This is a genomic window from Aestuariirhabdus haliotis, assembly GCF_023509475.1.
Taxonomy (GTDB): Bacteria; Pseudomonadota; Gammaproteobacteria; order Pseudomonadales; family Aestuariirhabdaceae; genus Aestuariirhabdus; species Aestuariirhabdus haliotis.
Genome location: NZ_JAKSDZ010000002.1, coordinates 220,236 through 239,016, shown reverse-complemented (window position 1 = coordinate 239,016; position 18,781 = coordinate 220,236). Strand labels below are relative to the sequence as shown.

Here is an 18,781-nt window from a genome sequence, read left to right as displayed (position 1 = left end):
AAGCCGGGTGGCAGTTAAGGTATTGGTTGTTGATGATTCTGGTTTTTTTCGTCGCCGCGTAACCGAAATTCTTAAATCTGATTCCAGCATAGCGGTAGTTGGAACGGCGAGTAACGGTCGCGAAGCGGTAGATAAAGTGGCGGAGTTAAAGCCAGACGTTGTTACGATGGATTATGAAATGCCGGTCATGGACGGCATTACTGCTGTTCGGCAGATTATGTCGAGTAATCCGACACCTGTTTTGATGTTTTCCTCTCTGACACATGAAGGGGCCAGAGTTACGCTTGATGCGCTGGAAGCCGGCGCTATTGATTTTTTGCCCAAGAATTTTGAGGATATCTCTCGCAACAGTGACAAAATCAAGCGGGTGCTGTGTGAGCGAGTAAAAACTGTTTCTCGCAGTATGAGACGGGCTTCCGCGCCAGCCCCTGCGGCACGCAAGGTACCCTCTGCACGGCCCGCTAGTACGCTGACCCAACCCCGTGGAGCGGCCAAACCTTCAGGCGCCACAAATAAACCGCTAAGCTTTAATCGAGGCAGTGCCAAACATAAATTGTTAGCGATTGGCACATCGACCGGTGGGCCAGTCGCCCTTCAGAAGGTATTAACCGAGCTGCCGGCAAATTTTCCAACGCCAATTGTCTTGATACAACATATGCCGGCTACCTTCACCAATGCTTTTGCCGAACGTTTGAACCGTATGTGTAAGATTACGGTGAAAGAAGCCAAAGATGGAGATCGCTTACAACCTGGTGTGGCTCTGCTGGCACCGGGAGGTAAACAGATGATGGTTGATTCCAGAGGTGGAACGGTGAAAATTCTGCCAGGCGATGAGCGTTTGAATTACAAGCCTTGTGTGGATGTTACCTTTGGCTCGGCCGCCAATGCTTTTGGTGGCAAGGTACTGGCCCTGGTATTAACCGGGATGGGGGCTGATGGACGTGATGGTTCGCGTCTTTTGAAGTCTAAGGGCGCAACTATCTGGGCCCAGGATCAGGCGAGTTGCGTGATATACGGCATGCCAATGGCGGTGGTCAATGACAACCTTGCAGATGCTGTGGTTTCTTTGGATGATATTTCTGCGCGCCTGGTAGAGGCCATTTAGGATGGATCTGCTAAGTGTTTTCGGACTGTTGCTGGCGCTTTTTGCGGTAATCGGTGGCAACTATCTGGAGGGTGGGCACGTTGAGGCCCTTATCAATGGGCCTGCAGCCATTATTGTTTTTGGCGGTACCATTGGCGCGGCTTTTATTCAAACATCCGGAAGAACCTTTCGCAGAGCATTGGCCATTCTCAGTTGGGTTTTTTTTCCACCCAGAATCGATATCGGTCAAGGTATTTCCAAGGTAGTAAACTGGAGTATGACGGCTCGAAAAGAGGGCCTTCTGGGCCTGGAAAGCATTGCTGATGCAGAGCCTGATGCATTTGCTCGCAAGGGGTTACAGTTATTGGTTGATGGCAGTGAGCCGGAAGCTCTGCGTAATGTACTTGAAGTCGATCTCTACTCAGCTGAAAGTGTTGACCTTCATGCTGCCAAGTTTTATGAGTGCATGGGCGGGTATTCCCCGACAATCGGCATTATTGGTGCCGTTATGGGGCTTATTCATGTGATGGGGAATCTAGCCGACCCGTCACAACTAGGAGCCGGTATTGCGGTGGCGTTTGTCGCTACTATCTATGGTGTTGCGTTTGCCAACTTGCTGTTATTGCCCGTAGCCAACAAACTCAAATATAACGTTCATCAAAGCTCGCAATATCGTGAAATGATGATTGAAGGTATTCTGGCCATTGCTGAAGGCGAGAATCCCCGTGCTATTGAATTGAAACTTCAAGGCTTCCAAGGCTGAGGATCCGTATTATGGCCCGCCGAAGACAACAGGAAGAGCACGAAAATCTGGAGCGATGGCTGGTTTCCTATGCTGATTTCATAACCTTATTGTTTGCCTTTTTTGTGGTGATGTACTCGATCTCTTCGGTGAATGAAGGGAAGTACAAGATCTTGTCTGAAACCCTGGTCGGAGTTTTTAATCAGCCGCCACGCAGTGTTAATCCGATACAGGTGGGTGAGTCGCCGGTTCGAGATCGTAGCAGCAGTGATGACCCTATTGCGATTCCTCATGGCCAGCAAGTGGCAATTAATCCGAGAGAGGGAGGTGATAGAACTTTCACGGAAGAGGAAGCCACAGAGAATCTGGAAGTAATAGGAGATAATCTAAAGACCGCTTTTAGCGAGTTAATTGCCGAAGAAAAAATCAGTGTCACCGGTAACGAGATGTGGGTTGAAATTGAGATGCCTGCCAGTTTGCTATTTGACAGCGGCGATTCCATACCGAAAAACGCGGCTTTTGATATTTTGCGTAAAGTAGCCGATATCATTAAACCCTATAGTAATCCGGTTCATATAGAAGGCTTTACAGACAATATACCAATCAACACCGATCGTTTCCCTACCAATTGGGAGCTTTCAGCCGCGCGGTCCGCTGCGGTGGTTAGAATGTTGGCCAATTACGGGGTTGCCCCAGAACATCTTGCCGCGGTGGGTTATGGTCAGTTTCAACCGGTATCTTCCAATGCGACTGCGCAAGGCCGTGAAAGTAACCGTCGTGTCGTTATGGTGATTTCAAAGAATCTGGATATACGCCGTGCGATTAATCCAATCGGTGTGGATCGGGCTGGCGAATATGAAAGTGTCTTACGGCAAAGGTTTTCGCCATCAGCCCCAGCGCAATAGAGTCGGGTGAGGTCGTTGGTGAATGTGACGTTTATTGGAATGTTTTCGGGCATGGATATTGCTGTTTCTTGTAAGGGAGCGCTAAAAGCGACAATAAATCGACGAATTGCAGCCGCCAGGGAGGCTTATCAGTCTGCAAGCGTTGCGGGAATCAGGTGACATTGTGAGAATTTGGGCGGTATCCAATCAAAAAGGTGGCGTGGGTAAAACGACTACGGCAGTCGCTCTGGGTGGCTTGCTAGCTGATCGTGGTCAACGAGTGCTCATTATTGACCTTGATCCGCATGGGTCGATGACGAGCTACTTCGGCTATGATCCAGACTCGATAGAGCACAGCAGCTATGACCTTTTTATGCACAAAGGTGATATTCCTGCTGATCTTCCGATGAGCGTTCTTAAGGAGACTTCCTCGGAGCTTTTGCATTTAATGCCCGCCAGTACAGCCTTGGCGACACTTGAGCGACAAATGATGGGGCAGGGTGGCTATGGTTTGGTTTTGGCGAAAACCCTGGCCCAACTCTGGGATCATTATGATTATGCCCTGATCGATACACCTCCACTATTGGGTGTCTTGATGGTTAATGCCCTGGCAGCCTGTGAGAAGCTATTGATACCGGTGCAAACAGAGTTTCTTGCACTGAAGGGGCTGGAGCGGATGGTGCATACGTTGGCCATGGTTAATCGATCCCGTAAACGTGAGTTGCCTTATTTGATCGTGCCGACAATGTTTGATCGTCGAACCCAGGCGTCTTTACAAGCCATGAGAGCCATTCGCAGCGAATACAAAGATCGCGTCTGGCAAGCCCATATACCCGTTGATACGCGCTTGCGTGATGCCAGTCGACAAGGTGTTACGCCATCTTCCTTTGATCCGGAATCGCGAGCGGTACGTGCTTATCAGCATTTGCTCAAAGATCTGGTCATGGCGGCGGTTAACGAACCAAAGGCTGCAGTGGGGTAATGAGCATCGATGGTTTTAAATGCTGGCACATAGTTTAAATGCTTACTTATCTAAACTTTTTGATTAAGAAGCCGATGAGTTAGCATGGTGATCATTTCATAGGGTTTGATTTCATCTAGGCAGGGTATGAATCAACAACAGTTAAAAACGGCTTTATCCAAACCACAGGAAGCCATTCAGGATTATCTGGATGGCTTACTGCATGACGCTACGTCTCGGGCCAAGGCATTGGATGAAACGTCCGGGCAGCCGACAGTGCTGGTCAAAACGGTTGAGCCTGATATTGTTCCCGCGGCAGAGGTGGCCCCTATTATTGTGCCTGCCCTGGTGGAAGAGCCTTTGGAGGTTGTCGATCAGCTTGATTCGATGGCTTTGGATGATCTTCCAGAGATTGTCAGTAAATCACAATGGGGTGAAAACGGTAGACCTCTGTGGGCGGATGAGTCATTTGAATGCTTGCTGTTTAAGGTTGGCGGCCTAAAGTTGGCCGTTCCCCTGGTCGAATTAGGGACTATTTATCCTTTGGAAGAGGAGTTGACGCCTCTATTTGGGCAGCCCGATTGGTTTCTTGGACTCTATAAGCACTCGACAAGAAGTATTCGCGTAGTTGATACCGCCCAATGGGTGATGCCCGAACGTTATGATGCTGATTTGAACCAGGGGTTAAAGTACATCATCTCTTTACAGGGGTGTGACTGGGCTCTGGCCGTACATGAAGTTGCAGAGGCTATCAAATTGGATCCTGAGGCGGTTCGTTGGCGAACAGAACGCAGCAAACGGCCTTGGCTTGCAGGAACCGTGATTAAGGAGATGTGTGCTCTGCTTGATGTCGGTAGCCTAAGCAAGTTGATTGCTGAGGCGGAAGGGCAAGGCAAGACAATACGAGCAAACTAAGCATTTCAAAGGGCTTTGGTTTATAGTTAGGGGTATGAACGAAGTAAGGGCATTCCCGTTAATTAGTAACTTGAATAGAGACTGAACTATGTCAACACATACTGCTACACAAGGAACTGATGATCCAATTCTGCAATGGGTAACGTTTCGGCTCGATGATGAGACGTACGGTATCAACGTTATGCAGGTACAGGAGGTGCTTAGATATACTGAGATTGCCCCAGTGCCTGGTGCTCCGCAGTATGTTCTAGGGATCATTAACCTGCGTGGTAATGTGGTGACGGTTATTGATACCCGCCAGCGATTTGGATTACCTCAGGCTGATATTACTGAAAACACTCGTATCGTCATTATCGAAGCCGAGAAACAAGTGGTTGGAATATTGGTCGATGCAGTGGCCGAAGTCGTTTATCTCAGACAATCAGAAATTGAGACGGCGCCAAATGTTGGCAACGATGAAAGTGCCAAGTTTATCCAGGGTGTATGCAACAAGAATGGCGAGCTACTCATTCTGGTTGAACTCGATAAGATGATGAGTGATGAGGAGTGGGCTGAGCTCACTGATATCTAAGCAGAGTCGAGCGCAGGGAGGTGCGCGATGGATGAGGTTTTTGACCCTGTAATCGTCAATCCTACCCGCCGTATTGATCCGGTAGAAAAAGGCCGGCCTGCTGATCGACACCCGTTAAAAAAAGAAAAACAACAACAGCATGATGAAGAGCCAGAGGAAGGAACCTCTGAGCGCAATCGTGATCCCTTAGGTCGTTTACATATTGATGAGTATGTCTGAATACAACCTGTTATTGATGGTTTTTTTTCCGACCGTGCTGGTGTTAATAGCATTTACCATTCTGTTGTTTCGCAAACAGAAGGATGCCTATCGGGAAGAGATCGAATCAGCTAACAAACGTATAACGTTGCTTGAGTCAGATCTAAGAGCGGTGGGTGCTGGAGCAATAGGGGTAGGGCAACGCCTGCTTCAGGTTGAACAGCGTCTGGGAGCAACGATTGATAAACAAGAGGCGCTCGAACAGCGCGATCCTTCCGCTGTTTCCTATACTGAAGCTGGTAAGCTATTTGAAATGGGGGCATCCACAAGAGAAGTTATGGAAAATTGCCACATTTCTTCTGCGGAAGCTCACTTGATAGAACTGATGCATCGTAAAGGGAAAACTAATGCCTGATCAGGCAAATGCGAAATGGTTTTTTCCGGCCTTTTTAACTTTATACATTTGATCATCTGCTAACGTCATTAACTCTTCAGGGTTGTCTGCGTTATCAGGAAAGATGGCAATGCCTATGCTGGCTCCTATTTTCGAATCTTTGGCAAAAGGGTAGGGCTTTTTAATGCAGCTCAACAGGTTTTCGGCGACTTGAGCAACACCCTTTGAGTTATTCAGCGCTGGCAGTAGTACTACAAATTCATCACCACCTATTCTGGCTATGGTATCAGAATCCCGTAAAGTACTATTGATGCGGGCCGCCACCTCGATTAATAGTTGGTCGCCTGCTTCGTGACCGAGTGTATCGTTTACCGATTTAAACCCGTCCAAATCGATAAAAAAAAGAGCTGCTTTGTGTTGGTTTCTTCGCGCAGACTCCAGTGCCTGTTCGATCCGATCCCATAGTAATCTACGGTTGGGTAAGCCGGTTAAGTTGTCATGAGTAGCCAGGTGGCGTACTTCCTCTTCGGCTGCAATTCGACGTCGTATCTCCTGTCTAAGCCGGTGGTTCCAGAGCAGGATCAGTATGACAACCAGGGCAGCTATAGAGATTATCTTAAGGCGTGCAATCCACAGGTCGCTTTCGTTAATGCCAAATTCGAGGCGGATGCTTAACCATTTGTCCTTCAGTGCTTTGAGTTCATCCTCTCCCAGGTTGGATATCAATTGATTAAGAAGGTGGCGGAGTTCTAGCCAATCGTTTCGAATTGCAAAACGCATTTCTTCGTCTTTCAGTTCCGGGATTCGATGTAATAGAATGTTGTCTCGCTCTATGGCTTTCAGGTGCTGGGCAAGGGCCGTCAGGTTTCCTGCATATCCATGAATTCGACCAGAACTAATCCCGTCTATGCCTTCTTGCATACTGTCGACTTCGATGACTCTCAGGCCCGCTTGGCTGGTTAGCTGCCGAATGACGCTACTACCCGATATAGCGGCAATAGTTTTACCTTCCAGGCTTCGAAGGTCTTTGATGGCTATTTGACTATCCCGAGTTGCGATTACCCAGGGAGTGCTTTTATACACCGAGGAAAAAAGAATGCCGTTAACATCCTCAATATTATCTAGGTCGTGGTTGATGAGGTCCACATCGTTATTGGTCAGCGCTTCTATGAGGTTTTTTTGACTCGTATAAAATCGAGCTTCAAACCGAACGGGTAAATATTTTTCCAGTAGCTGCAAAAGCTCTCGATTATATTCTGTGTCATACGGCAGAGAGCCCTGTTTTTCGAGTATTCCTATTCGAACAACCGGGTTGTTCTGAAGCCATTTTTGATCGTTTGGACTTAATGGGATTTGGCTCTCTTCGGAACTGTAAAAATGGTCCTGTGGGTTGGGTATCCAGCGGTCTTCGAGTTCAGCAAACTCGGTATCTGTGATTTTTTCCATCCCCTGCTGTATTAGCAAGGCACGTTTTTCTTCGCGGCTGGGTAGCGCAACAAGAATCATCTCATCAAGTAAAGAGCCGCTTAACAACCGGTATTCAGCATTATTCGCCGTTCGTGGGTTGGTCGGATGTGTCATGATGACAGTGCTTTCAAGGATCGCTGCGTTATTATCTGAATCAGTTAAGTCTGCATGTTCATTAGAAATAAAATTGAGGTCAGGATTGATGCTGAGAAGCGCTCTCCTTAAGTGTGGAATATTGTGGTCGATTATGGTGGCGGCGCCCAGGTCAGAGATTGTAGATGCCTGTGATGATTGGGGCACATAAACGCCGAATTTAACCGGTAAAAGGGCTGCAGGATAGCTAAGTCTGTTGGTGTATTCAGGCAGGGGAGTGAGTGTGGCGCCAATGATGTCTGCCAGCCCTCGGCTCACTATTTGCAGATTCTGCTGGGGATCCATCATTAAGAAACGCACCGATGTATTGGTCTTTGTTGACCATAATCGCCATATGTCCGGAAGCAGACCTATTGCTGAACCATCTGCGGCTACCGTGGAATAGGGCGGCATGCCCGAAGGTAAGGTGACAATTAGGGAGTTATCCATTTTGAGGATGCCCCCCCAAGCTCGGATGATTGAGCGAATGCGGCTGGGGTGCAGACGTTGAAAACCCTGATTGATCTCATCGAGCAGAGCTGGATTGCCTGCGCTGATCATGGCCATCCGTTTACCATTGTTGAGTGTCAGGGTCGAATTAAGTTGAAACAGAGAAGCCTGCAAGTGCCCCTTTAAAACATAGTTACCTGCGATTAGGGGCCCGGCTATAACTTTTACCGAACCGGTTTCTGCCGCCTGGAGCATAGCGTTGAGGGATTCGTATTCGGTAATGGCGAGCCCGCTGTTTCTGAGTTCCGTCGCTATACTCGACGATTGTTTATCAATTCCAATGCGGTATGGGCGAACAGCGTCCCAGTTGTTAATTTCCCCAAGGGATAAATGGGTGAACAGGTGGTCAGGATCCTCCAGGGCAAACTCTGTTTCTACTAGCTGGGCGTGAGCTGGATTAGTGCTATTTAGTCCGGCAATGACATTGGCTTTGCCCGTCAGTACTTTCCCTACCGCTTGGGAATAGGAGGAGCTGTGTACAAAATTAATTTCCCGATTGTTGATACGTCCCCAGTAGCGCCAAAGGTCTACTAATAGCCCCTGGGCAGTCCCATCGCTCGTGACCAAAGAATAGGGGGCATCATCGGTGACAATTGCAACCTGTAGAGGGGCTGCAGTGACTAAACCAGGCAGCAGAACTATAGCCCCTATGATGAGTGCATAGAGCGGCCTCAGGTCGAGTCGTAAGAGAAAGGGGGCGGAAATCATAACCCTAGTTTATGCATTAAACAGAGTGCTGCCCAGCCAAGTTAAAAAGTAAGCATAAAAAAAGCCTCCGAAGGGAGGCTTAATCATATTTGGCACGAAATTAGAGTGATAGTCCAGGCGCCAGCTTTTCGGGCAGGTTGACCGTATCGGCTTCGAGGGATGCTACCGGGTAAGCGCAGTAATCTGCGGCATAGTAAGCGCTGGCCCTGTGATTGCCGCTCGCACCAATTCCGCCGAACGGGGCTGCACTGCTAGCACCGGTGAGCTGCTTGTTCCAATTGACGATTCCAGCCCGGCTGCGTTTGAAGAAGTGTTCATATTGCTTTCGGTTGTCACTGAGTAGGCCTGCGGATAAACCGTAGCGGGTGTTGTTGGCCATATCGATCGCTTGATCAAAGTCATCGTAGCGAATCAGTTGCAGAAGCGGTCCAAAGTATTCGTCGTCAGGTAGTTCGGTGATGGCCGTTACATCGATCAATGCCGGGCTGATGAGTGCGCTTTGTTCATCAAGGCGTTTAGCTTCCACCAGAGGAATGCCTCCAAGCGTTTGCAGGTGGTGCTGGGCCGATAAAATGCCTTCGGCAGCGGCCACGGAGATGAGTGACCCCATAAAGGGTTGTTCGTCGGCATCATAAAGGCCAACCTTGATCTTCTTGATTGCACTGACCAGTTTATCGATGAAGAGGTCGCCCTGTTCACTTCGAGGAACATAGAGTCTACGAGCGCAGGTGCACCGTTGACCGGCTGAGACATAGGCGGATTGCAGTGTCTCGTGTACTGCACCGTCCAGATTGGCAACTTCATCAAGAATTAACGGGTTGTTTCCGCCCATTTCGAGGGCAAGGATTTTGCCGGGATCGCCAGCAAACTGTTGGTGTAGCAGGTGCCCGGTTGCTGAGCTGCCAGTGAAAAACAAACCGTCGATGCCTGGGTTGGCTGCCAACGCAATACCGGTATCTTTTTCGCCTTGCACCATATTGATCACGCCCGCGGGTAATTGGGCGCTCTCCCAGAGTTCAAGGGTTTTTTCGGCGACGCGAGGGGTTAACTCGCTAGGCTTAAACACTACGGTATTACCCGCTAGTATGGCTGGAACAATATGCCCGTTGGGCAAATGGCCAGGGAAATTATAAGGCCCAAAAACGGCAACTACCCCATGGGGTTTATGACGTAATACGGAGCGGCCGGCAGGGACCTGAGATTCTTCTTCGCCGGTACGTTCTTGATAGGCTTTGATGGAAATAGTAATTTTTCCAATCATGGCAGCGATCTCGGTACGGGTTTCCCACAGGGGTTTGCCCGTCTCTTCGGCAATGGCCAAAGCAAGAGCTTCGCGATTGTTATCCAGCTGTTCGGCAAAACGTTTTACAACGGCTTCTCGCGCCTCGAACGGTATTGACGACCAATCATAGAATGCAGAACGTGCAGCATCGATGGCCTTATTCACTTGTTCGGCCGTTGCACTTCTGCCTTGCCATAGAGTTTGTGCTTTTGCAGGGTTTTCTGAGCTGAATTCCGGACCTTGCCCTTGCACCCAGCTACCATTAATAAAAAGAGATTTACTCATATTAACCTCTTGTCTTTGATGACAGTCGAACGACGCGCACGGCATCTCCATCTTCTACTTTAAGAGCAGCTGCAGTTGCGGCGCTGATATCAACTACGTTGTGATCTCCAGGTAATTCAACCAGACAGCAGCGGAACTCTTTCAGGTTGGTATTAGACATAAGGTATTGTTCACCACCTTCGGGTGATTCAGTAATGTTGACTTTGGCGTAGTGGCTCTCACGGACGGCCCGAATATCCAGTACACGGGTTTCTATCGTTGGTCCGGCATCAAAAATATCCACATAGCCTTCATTACGGAAGCCTTCACTCTCTAACATCATGCGTGCAGGTAAAGTATTGTCATGTACCTTACCGATCACTTCCTGAGCGGCTTTGGGCAGCATATTGGTATAGATGGGATGACGTGGCATCAGCTCGGCAATAAAGGTTTTATCGCCCAGACCGGCCATATAGACCGCATCAGAAAAATCCATGGAAAAGAAATGCCGCCCGAGACCTTCCCAGAAGGGGGAGTGACCATTTTCATCAGAAAAACCACGCATTTCTGCTATCACATGCGTAGAAAAGCGTTTGGGGAATTCGGCAAGGAACATGAAACGGCTCTTGGACAGCAGGCTGCCATTTTTACTGTGGCGGTAGTCGGGATCGAGAAAAAGGGTGCAGACTTCCGAGTAACCGGTGTGGTCGTTACTTAAAGTCAGAGTTCGCACGGCATTATGCACGCCCAGCTGCCGAGAGGAATGAACCAGTGTGCCGACCCTGTAGTTGTACCAGGGTTGGGAAAGGCCGACTGCGGCTTCGATACCACAAATGCCGGCTACTCGACCTGTTTCGGTATCTTCCAATACAAACAGGTAAGTTTCTTCGCCGGCAGTGGTGACCGTTTTTTCAAAGGCTTCGAGCGAGCTGTAGATTTTTCCTCGTACCTGACCCTCATTGGGTTGCAAGGAAGTAAACCCGGCCCCGGTCTTTTCTGCCAGAGCGAACAGCTCGTCATAATCATCGGAATGAATCGGTCGAATTACCATCATAATGCATTTTCACCTGCGAAGAGGTGCCTCCTTGTGAAAGGAAACGCTGGCTGTCTCTTGGTAGAGCAGTCGTTTCTTGTTGCTTTAAATTGTGTGTGGCTTGCGGTTGTATCGCCACATTATCGTTAGCTGAAGGTTTGGTCGTTATTGTCTGAACTTAGCGAATGACAGGGGGTTATTTGAACCGCTTCCCCTTCATCAATCATTAGTACCTTCATTTGTTCCAAGCTTAGTATCGGCTGTTTTTCTGGTAACTCGGTTACCAGGCAGCGAAATTGGTCGAAATTGCAGTTGCTGACCAGGTAGGGCTTTATAACATCATCTGAGCCATTGCCTGTCGAGGCCGAAGTGACTTGCGATGAGTCATTACCGGATACGATAAAGGTTGTCCGATCTACCTGATGTAAGGTTTCCAGTTGATCGGTGTCGACCTCCAGGGTAGGGCCTCCATCGAAGATGTCGATATGATCCTTAAATCTAAAGCCTTCCATTTCCAGCAATACTTTATTGCTCTTGATATCGTTGCGCGGAGCGCCAAGAGCATTTTGAGCGGCTTCAGCCAAAAGGGGAATGTAGATAGGCTGTTGCGGCATCAAGGAGGCAATAAACCCTTTGAAATTGATACCTGCAAGAAAGGTAGCTCTTGATAAGGGCATTGAAAAGAAATGACGACCCAGGCTTTCCCAAAAGGGGGATTGACCTTCGGCGTTGACCTGACCCTGGAGCTCGGCAATGCAGCGGTCGGAGAACAGTGATCGATGCAGCGCCATAAACAGGAGGCGTGCACGGGACAGCAGCTGATGATTCTGGCTGTTTTGGTGTTCCGGCGCCAGGAATAAGGTGCATAGCCGAGTGCTTCCGGCGAGATCCTGGCAAATGGTCAGTGTTCCAACCTGATTTTGAACATTCAGCTCGTGGGAGCTGTGACTGACCGTAGACATGCGGTAACTGTAAAAGGGGGAGTTCATCCCGATACGGCATTCAATGCCGCTGATACCTAATAACTCATTTCGGGCGCTGTCTTCCAGGACGAAGTGAAAACTGAGATTGTCACCCACGTTGCTCGAGGTCCGCAAAGACTGTTGGGTATTTCCAATCAGGTCGTTCAGGTATTCGCGGTGCGCGGGCAAGGTAGTCAGGCTGCCACCGGATACCACCGCCAGGCGCTCTAGCGCGGGCAGGTCATGGTAATCGATGGGTCTGATGATAAGCATGCAAACTCCGCGTTCAAATAGAGCGATTAATCGTTATGTATGGCGGTCAAGTGAGGGTGGCCAACCGTTGGCCGGGAAACTGTCTGGCCGGTGCCCTGATCAGGCGGGCACCAAGGTGCTTCGGCGATGGCCAGCAAATATTATTTACTAAAAGCCGAGTGGGGCATAGGTCGCAACTGTTGCCATTGCGACCTCGAATATTCCCTTTCTGACATAAAACGGCTCAAACAGGGCATGCCCGAGAGGCCAGTAATCCGGGTAAGTAGGGTGTTTCAGCGACTACCTACCCGGAATGGACTCAGGCGTCGGGCCCAGCCGTCACGACCTGGGCAACAGCCTTTGCGAGCCCTTCCATGCCTTCATCAATATCCTGATCGTCAATGATCAAAGAGGGTGCCATTCTCAGTACGTTGGGTCCTGCCACTAATATCATGGTGTTGTGTTCCCGGGCCGCGGCCAGGAATTTGGCAGCTTTGCCTTGCCAGGTTTGGTTGAGAGCAGCACCAATCAACAAGCCCTTGCCCCGAATTTCAGTGAAAATCTGATGCTCGGCGTTGATGGCTTCCAGCTTGGCTACAAAGCGTTCGCGTTTACGCTTGACCCCATCCAACAGTGCTCGATCGTTCACGAGCTCAAGTACTTTACTGGCAACGGCGCAGGCAAGGGGGTTGCCGCCGTAAGTGCTGCCATGGGTCCCAATGGTAAAACTGGCGGCAATCGCCTCGGTGGTCAGCATGGCGCCAACGGGAAAACCTCCTCCCAATGCCTTGGCCGTGGTCAAAATATCAGGAATGACCTCGGTATCCATGTAAGCGTAGAGCTCGCCAACACGCCCGACACCGGTTTGCACTTCATCAAATACCAACAGGGCATTGTGCTTATCGCACAGGGCTCGGGCGCCTTTTATGAACTCGGGATCCCCGGTGATAATACCACCTTCACCCTGGATAGGTTCCATCACCACAGCACAGGTTTTATCGGAAATAGCAGCTTCCAGAGCGGCAAGATCGTTAAAGGGGAGGTGTGTGATACCGCCTGGTACGGGTTCAAAGCCTTCACGATACTTCTGTTGTCCACCGACTGAAACGGTAAACAGGGTTCGGCCGTGGAACGCTTGATTGAAGGCGATGATCTCATTTTTCTCGGCGCCATAATGGTTGAAAGCATAGCGGCGAGCCAGTTTAAAGGCGGCTTCATTGGCTTCGGCGCCCGAGTTGGCAAAAAAGACTCGCTCTGCAAACGTGTTCTGGGTCAGTTGACTGGCCAGTTTTAACGCCGGTTCATTGGTGTACACGTTGCTCAGGTGCCACAGTTGCTCTGACTGCTCTTTCAACGTATTGACCAGCTCGGGATGACAATGACCCAGCACGTTGACGGCAATGCCACCGGTGAAATCGATGTATTCCCGACCTTCCTGGTCCCAGACTCGAGACCCCTGGCCCTTGACGGGAATCATATTCTGGGGGGAATAGTTGGGAACCATGACCTGGTCAAAGGTTTCGCGGGTATAGTTGGAATGACTCATTGCGTGTTTTTCCTCCTGCTAAATTAGGTTTTCCGAACATCAGGAAAGTTGCCTGAGTTCCTTGATCGCAACCGATAGCATGGCCAGGTCACGGTTCGGGTTGGACTTTATGTCCGCCAAAAAGCTTTGACTGCGGCGGAACTGATTGGTGTTTTTCTCTAACCACAGCTCTAGGGCCGTAGTGGCACTGATGCTATCGTCAGTGCTCGTTACCACCTGCGCGCTGGTATCCCGTAGCACTCTGTCAAGTTCATCGGAAAGCGTTGTTCGGGCCTTACGTTGCCACGGGTTGGTGGCAGGTAACTCGTCCACACTGGTTCGTAACCAGTGCAGTTGTAAATGTTCGTTAAGCGCGAAAAATATTTCTGCCGACCGTTCGAGTTCTACCACAGATAGGGAGCCGATAGCCGCAATGTCCAGGCTGTAGTAGAGATGGTCCAGCAAAGCATGTTCCCGCGCCAGTTCTAACTCCAGACCAGCTTGATTGAGGCGGTTGGCCTGCAGTTCGACGGCGTTTAAATCTTCCCCCTGCAAATACTCTTTAAGCTTATGTTTGAGCAGTTCGACAGCGGGTTGGTAGGCGCTCTTCAATTCGTCCTGACTGTTAATGGCGCTGTTATTTCGTAGCAACCACAGAGTAACCCGTTCGGTTAGCTGTTGCAGCTGATAAAACAGTTCGGTTTGTATTTCGTGTACGAGGGAACCGCTGACCTGCTCCAGTTGATGCCATAACGTATCGATGGAGAAAATTTCCCGGGCGGCACTGTAAGCACGAATGATTTCGCCGGCACCCCGGCTGCTCTCATCGCTGATATGGGGCCAAAATGCTGCCCCCATGCTATTACCAATCTCATTGGTCAGATGGGTGGCGATGATCTCGGCTTTCAGGGGGTGCTTGCCAATCAGGTTCGGGTACTGTTCGTTCAAGGCTTGAGGGAAGTAAGCCTGGATACGTCTTTCCATAGCCTCATCCGCGCAGACGCCGCTATCAAGTAGCTCTTCGTACAGTTTGATTTTGCTATAGGCCAGCAGTACGGAAAGCTCTGGTCGGCTCAGGCCTTCGGCTTGTGCCTCGCGCTCTTGCAGTTGTTCATCGTTGGGTAAAAACTCCAGCTTACGCCGTAGTCGACCCTCGCGTTCAAGTTGATTGATAAGGCGAATATGATCGGCCAGATGAGCGCTGGAAAAATAGGTGCCCAGACTTAGAATGCGCGCCTGCTGGTAGTTATTATCCAACACCAGTTGGGCCACGTCATCGGTCATGCTAGCGAGCAGAGTATTGCGCTGCTTGAGAGTGATGTCGTCGTTGGCCAACACCTGTCCCAGCAAGATTTTGATATTCACCTCGTGATCTGAGCAGTCGACACCCCCCGAGTTATCGATGGCATCGGTCGTGATCAGTCCTCCATTGCGAGCAAACTCAACACGAGCTGCCTGAGTGAAGCCAAGATTGCCACCTTCGCCAACAATCTGGCAGCGGAGCTGGTTGCCGTCGATTCTCACTGCATCGTTGGCTCGGTCACCGGCATCAGTATGGCTCTCGTGGCTGGCCTTAACGTAGGTGCCTATGCCGCCATTCCACAGAAGATCGACGGGGGCTTGCAGCAGGTGTTGAATAAGCTCGCTAGGGGTAAGTTTCTGCTGTTCGATGTTTAAAACATCACGAGCCGCTTTGCTTAGCGTAATGGATTTTGCTGAACGATCGAAGATGCCTCCGCCTTTTGAAATAAGCTTGGTATCGTAATCTGCCCAGCTTGATCTCGGCAGTTCAAATAAACGCTTGCGCTCCTGCCAGGACGGTTCAGCTTGAGGGTCCGGATCAATAAAAATGTGCAGATGATTGAAGGCGGCCAGCAAGCGGGTTTGGCGAGAGAGCAGCATGCCATTGCCGAATACATCTCCGCTCATGTCGCCGATGCCGACGCAAGTGAAAGGTTCGCTTTGGCAATCGCGTCCCTTTTCGTTGAACAGGCGTTTGACTGATTCCCAGGCTCCGCGCGCAGTGATGCCCATCTTCTTATGATCATAGCCGTATGAGCCACCTGAGGCGAAGGCGTCATCGAGCCAGAATTGATACTGCTGGGCGATTTCGTTTGCGATATCAGAGAAGGTTGCGGTGCCTTTATCGGCGGCAACCACCAGATAGGGATCATCCTCATCGTAGCGCTGGGTTAGTGCTGGGGGGATGATCTTATCGCCTTGCAGGTTGTCAGTAATATCCAGTAAGCCCCGAATAAAGGTTTGATAGCAGTGGATGACCTCTTTCTGGACATCCTCACGAGAGCCGGACTCGGGCAGCTGTTTGGCAACGAATCCACCCTTGGCGCCACTCGGTACAATGACCGCGTTTTTGACCATTTGGGCCTTAACCAGACCGAGGATTTCGGTGCGGAAATCTTCTCGGCGATCGGACCAGCGAAGTCCACCACGCGCCACCTTACCGCCGCGCATATGAACTCCCTCTACCCAGGGTGAGTACACAAAGATTTCAAATCGAGGGCGAGGCAGCGGGAGTGCCGGTATCTGTTCGGGATCCAGCTTGAAAGAAAGGTAGCCCTTGGGTTGTTGCTGTTCATCAAGCTGGTAATAGTTAGTGCGCAGCATGGCGATGATGACACTGAGGAAATGCCTCAGAATGCGATCTTCGTCGAGGTTGGCTACATCGTTTAGTGCTGCTTCAATCTGCTCTTGTAAAGCATTAATGATTTCATCCGTGGCTTCCTGATGTGGTGCAAAGCGGGTTTCGAACAGCTCGATTAACAGGCTGGTAATGGTGCTATTCCTGCCGAGGGTTTGCTCCATATAGTGCTGACTGAATGAAACCTGAGCCTGTGTCAGGTATTTGCTAAGTGCACGTGCAATGGTGCACTGGCGCCAGCTTAAACCGGCGCTCAAGATCAAGCTGTTGAAACCGTCGTTTTCAATTTCACCACGGTAGGTGCGTGCAAAGCACTGCTGGAACTGCTCTTTTAGCTCGGGGTCGTCAAGATCTCGTTCGCTAGTGACAGTAATTAGGAAATCTAGGATCCAAAACTGATGACCGCGGACATTTTTGACCTGATAGGGTCGAGCGCTCAGCACGCGTACACCCATATGTTCCAGAATCGGCAACACATCTGACAGGGCCATGGTGTCGCCTTGGCCAATGACCTTGAAATTCAGGTTGCTGTAATTTCCCAGAGGGCGACTCAGGTGGGTTGATAAGGGGTTGTCGTGATTGATGGTCTCAATACGATGAACGTCGGCGACGGCTCGGTTTGGGCTGTGTTCATCGCGGTAGGCGGCTGGAAAAGCACCTCCATAGATATGATTTAAGCGGTTACCCTCGGCTTCTCCATCGGTTGCTACCAGAGCGAGGTGTAAATGATCTTGCCATGAAAGCATGGCTTCACGCATACGATGTTCGAGTTCATCAATACTGATGTCGGCATTGTTACAGTTTTTACAATGCACGGTGATATGTACGTGAGCCGTTAGTTGATCCGAGAACTGCACATTGAATTCACTATTCGTGCCGTCAAAAGCCTCCATCAATATGCTTTGCAGCTGTTGACGTAGCTGAGTATTAAATCGATCTCGGGGTACCAACACCAAGGCAGTGACAAACCGACTGAATATATCCTCTCTCAGAAAAACTCGAAGTTGTCTTCTCTCTTGTGTTTCCAGAATACCGGTAACGATTTCATCCAGTTTGTTTACGTCGGCCTGTAAGAGTTCATCGCGAGGATATTGAGAAAGAATGTGCTGGAGCGTTTTACCTTTATGGCTATTAGCCGTGCAACGAGCTTGCTGCATAATATAGCTGGCTTTTTGTCGGAGTAATGGCGTTGACTGGATGGGTGAAATATAGGCGCTTGATGCGTAGAGGCCAAAGAATCGCCATTCACCAATCACTTTACCCTCGTCATCGAAGCGCTTAATGCCCAGGTAATCCAGGTGGGATGGACGGTGTACGCTTGATTGCGTGGTTGACTTGGTGATCGAGAGCAGCTTGGGTTTGAGTAACTCCTCAAGTATGTGAGGTGCCAGCTGATTGATCAGCGGGGTGTTTTTCCCCATAGATCGAAAAGTACCCAGGCTACTGTTTTCGTCAATATCCAGGGTGGCCTCACCCTTGCTATTGCGGGTCAGGGTATAAGCTCGAAAGCCAAGGAAGGTGAAGTGATTGTTGAGAACCCATTTTAAAAAAGCGATAGTTTCCTTTTTATCTGCATCATCGATGGGCAGGCTTTTCGATTCGCAAATGTCGATAACTTCTTCGAGCTTTTCGCGCATGGGCTGCCAATCGGTTACGGCGTCACGTACATCGCATAACACCTCAGCGATGGCTGTTTTCAGTTCCAGTTGTTTTTTTCTTGAACCCTGTTGGTCAACTTCAATTCGAGTGACGGCTTCGGCTATGGTGTTTTTTGCTTTAGTGTCGTGTGGGTATACCGATAGCAACCGTCCGTTGCTATCTCGTTTGCAGGCTATAACAGGGTGAGTAATTCGGTGCAGTGTCAATTCACGACGTGCTAGTAGCATGTTGATGGAACTGACGAGGAAGGGCATGTCGTCAGTGATCACTTCTATAACCGTGTGCGGGCAGTGCCAGCCATGTTCTTCGAAATTCGGGTTATAGATGCGTATTAGTGGTTCGCCTGGAAGGCGTTGCTGGATACAGTCCCATAGACAGAGTAAGGCACCTTCGAGCTCGTCTTGGCGAGCATTGACCAGATCCAGAGCAATGCTTTCGCTAAAATAAAGATCGGCAAGAGCTCCAATCGCTTCCTGCTGCTCAGTTGGTAATTTTTTGTTAATACGTTGTTTCAGTTGGTCGATGGTATCGAGCTTTTGTTGCTTTAATGTGCTCATGCTTGTCCCGTTCTGTGGAAAC

14 protein-coding genes are annotated in these 18,781 nt (G+C 49.8%); 8 read left to right on the top strand and 6 right to left on the bottom strand.

Going from position 1 to position 18,781, the window contains the following annotated elements:
* The first annotated feature begins 7 nt into the window (after positions 1–7).
* The 8 genes from MIB40_RS02980 to MIB40_RS02945 all read left to right on the top strand — a co-directional run bounded on the left by MIB40_RS02980 (position 8) and on the right by MIB40_RS02945 (position 5,770).
* Positions 8–1,105: a protein-glutamate methylesterase/protein-glutamine glutaminase gene (locus MIB40_RS02980; protein WP_249690641.1), complete on the top strand. Its 1,098-nt coding sequence runs from the start codon at positions 8–10 to the stop codon at positions 1,103–1,105.
* Position 1,106: 1 nt separating this feature from the next.
* Positions 1,107–1,847, top strand: coding sequence for a flagellar motor protein (locus MIB40_RS02975; protein WP_249690639.1), 741 nt, complete (start codon positions 1,107–1,109; stop codon positions 1,845–1,847).
* Positions 1,848–1,858: 11 nt separating this feature from the next.
* Complete coding sequence (gene motD / locus MIB40_RS02970; RefSeq protein ID WP_249690637.1) at positions 1,859–2,731, top strand: flagellar motor protein MotD; 873 nt, start codon at positions 1,859–1,861, stop codon at positions 2,729–2,731.
* 163 nt (positions 2,732–2,894) lie between these two features.
* Positions 2,895–3,692, top strand: a complete 798-nt coding sequence (locus tag MIB40_RS02965; protein WP_249690635.1) for a ParA family protein — start codon at positions 2,895–2,897, stop codon at positions 3,690–3,692.
* A gap of 126 nt (positions 3,693–3,818) precedes the next feature.
* Positions 3,819–4,586 carry a chemotaxis protein CheW gene (locus tag MIB40_RS02960; RefSeq protein WP_249690633.1) on the top strand — a complete coding sequence of 256 codons (768 nt, stop codon included), beginning with the start codon at positions 3,819–3,821 and terminating at the stop codon, positions 4,584–4,586.
* Between the two features lie 88 nt (positions 4,587–4,674).
* On the top strand, positions 4,675–5,157 hold the full coding sequence (locus tag MIB40_RS02955; protein ID WP_249690631.1) for a chemotaxis protein CheW: 483 nt from the start codon (positions 4,675–4,677) through the stop codon (positions 5,155–5,157).
* A 27-nt stretch (positions 5,158–5,184) separates the two neighbouring features.
* Positions 5,185–5,376, top strand: a complete 192-nt coding sequence (locus MIB40_RS02950; protein ID WP_249690629.1) for a hypothetical protein — start codon at positions 5,185–5,187, stop codon at positions 5,374–5,376.
* Positions 5,369–5,770 carry a DUF2802 domain-containing protein gene (locus MIB40_RS02945; protein ID WP_249690627.1) on the top strand — a complete coding sequence of 134 codons (402 nt, stop codon included), beginning with the start codon at positions 5,369–5,371 and terminating at the stop codon, positions 5,768–5,770. Before MIB40_RS02950 ends, MIB40_RS02945 begins: the two co-directional genes overlap by 8 nt.
* On the opposite strand, the gene MIB40_RS02940 is transcribed toward MIB40_RS02945, so the two are convergent.
* The 6 genes from MIB40_RS02940 to MIB40_RS02915 form a co-directional block, all read right to left on the bottom strand.
* A complete protein-coding gene (locus tag MIB40_RS02940) occupies positions 5,771–8,566 on the bottom strand; it encodes a diguanylate cyclase domain-containing protein (protein ID WP_249690617.1) in 2,796 nt (931 codons plus the stop codon). It lies immediately after the preceding gene.
* A gap of 100 nt (positions 8,567–8,666) precedes the next feature.
* Positions 8,667–10,133 carry a succinylglutamate-semialdehyde dehydrogenase gene (gene astD, locus MIB40_RS02935; protein ID WP_249690599.1) on the bottom strand — a complete coding sequence of 489 codons (1,467 nt, stop codon included), beginning with the start codon at positions 10,131–10,133 and terminating at the stop codon, positions 8,667–8,669.
* A 1-nt stretch (position 10,134) separates the two neighbouring features.
* A complete protein-coding gene (astA, locus tag MIB40_RS02930; protein WP_249690597.1) occupies positions 10,135–11,166 on the bottom strand; it encodes an arginine N-succinyltransferase in 1,032 nt (343 codons plus the stop codon).
* A 125-nt stretch (positions 11,167–11,291) separates the two neighbouring features.
* Positions 11,292–12,380, bottom strand: a complete 1,089-nt coding sequence (locus tag MIB40_RS02925; protein ID WP_249690595.1) for an arginine N-succinyltransferase — start codon at positions 12,378–12,380, stop codon at positions 11,292–11,294.
* Positions 12,381–12,678: 298 nt separating this feature from the next.
* Positions 12,679–13,905: an aspartate aminotransferase family protein gene (locus tag MIB40_RS02920; RefSeq protein ID WP_249690593.1), complete on the bottom strand. Its 1,227-nt coding sequence runs from the start codon at positions 13,903–13,905 to the stop codon at positions 12,679–12,681.
* Positions 13,906–13,944: 39 nt separating this feature from the next.
* Positions 13,945–18,759, bottom strand: a complete 4,815-nt coding sequence (locus tag MIB40_RS02915; protein ID WP_249690591.1) for an NAD-glutamate dehydrogenase — start codon at positions 18,757–18,759, stop codon at positions 13,945–13,947.
* Positions 18,760–18,781: the final 22 nt, after the last annotated feature.

What these genes read in the sequence shown, in the direction of transcription:
- MIB40_RS02975 (WP_249690639.1), top strand. Translation starts at nt 1,107, where the DNA reads ATGGATCTGCTAAGTGTTTTCGGACTGTTGCTGGCGCTTTTTGCGGTA.
- motD (WP_249690637.1), top strand. Translation starts at nt 1,859, where the DNA reads ATGGCCCGCCGAAGACAACAGGAAGAGCACGAAAATCTGGAGCGATGG.
- MIB40_RS02960 (WP_249690633.1), top strand. Translation starts at nt 3,819, where the DNA reads ATGAATCAACAACAGTTAAAAACGGCTTTATCCAAACCACAGGAAGCC.
- MIB40_RS02955 (WP_249690631.1), top strand. Translation starts at nt 4,675, where the DNA reads ATGTCAACACATACTGCTACACAAGGAACTGATGATCCAATTCTGCAA.
- MIB40_RS02950 (WP_249690629.1), top strand. Translation starts at nt 5,185, where the DNA reads ATGGATGAGGTTTTTGACCCTGTAATCGTCAATCCTACCCGCCGTATT.
- MIB40_RS02945 (WP_249690627.1), top strand. Translation starts at nt 5,369, where the DNA reads ATGTCTGAATACAACCTGTTATTGATGGTTTTTTTTCCGACCGTGCTG.
- MIB40_RS02940 (WP_249690617.1), bottom strand. Translation starts at nt 8,566, where the DNA reads ATGATTTCCGCCCCCTTTCTCTTACGACTCGACCTGAGGCCGCTCTAT.
- astD (WP_249690599.1), bottom strand. Translation starts at nt 10,133, where the DNA reads ATGAGTAAATCTCTTTTTATTAATGGTAGCTGGGTGCAAGGGCAAGGT.
- astA (WP_249690597.1), bottom strand. Translation starts at nt 11,166, where the DNA reads ATGATGGTAATTCGACCGATTCATTCCGATGATTATGACGAGCTGTTC.
- MIB40_RS02925 (WP_249690595.1), bottom strand. Translation starts at nt 12,380, where the DNA reads ATGCTTATCATCAGACCCATCGATTACCATGACCTGCCCGCGCTAGAG.
- MIB40_RS02920 (WP_249690593.1), bottom strand. Translation starts at nt 13,905, where the DNA reads ATGAGTCATTCCAACTATACCCGCGAAACCTTTGACCAGGTCATGGTT.
- MIB40_RS02915 (WP_249690591.1), bottom strand. Translation starts at nt 18,759, where the DNA reads ATGAGCACATTAAAGCAACAAAAGCTCGATACCATCGACCAACTGAAA.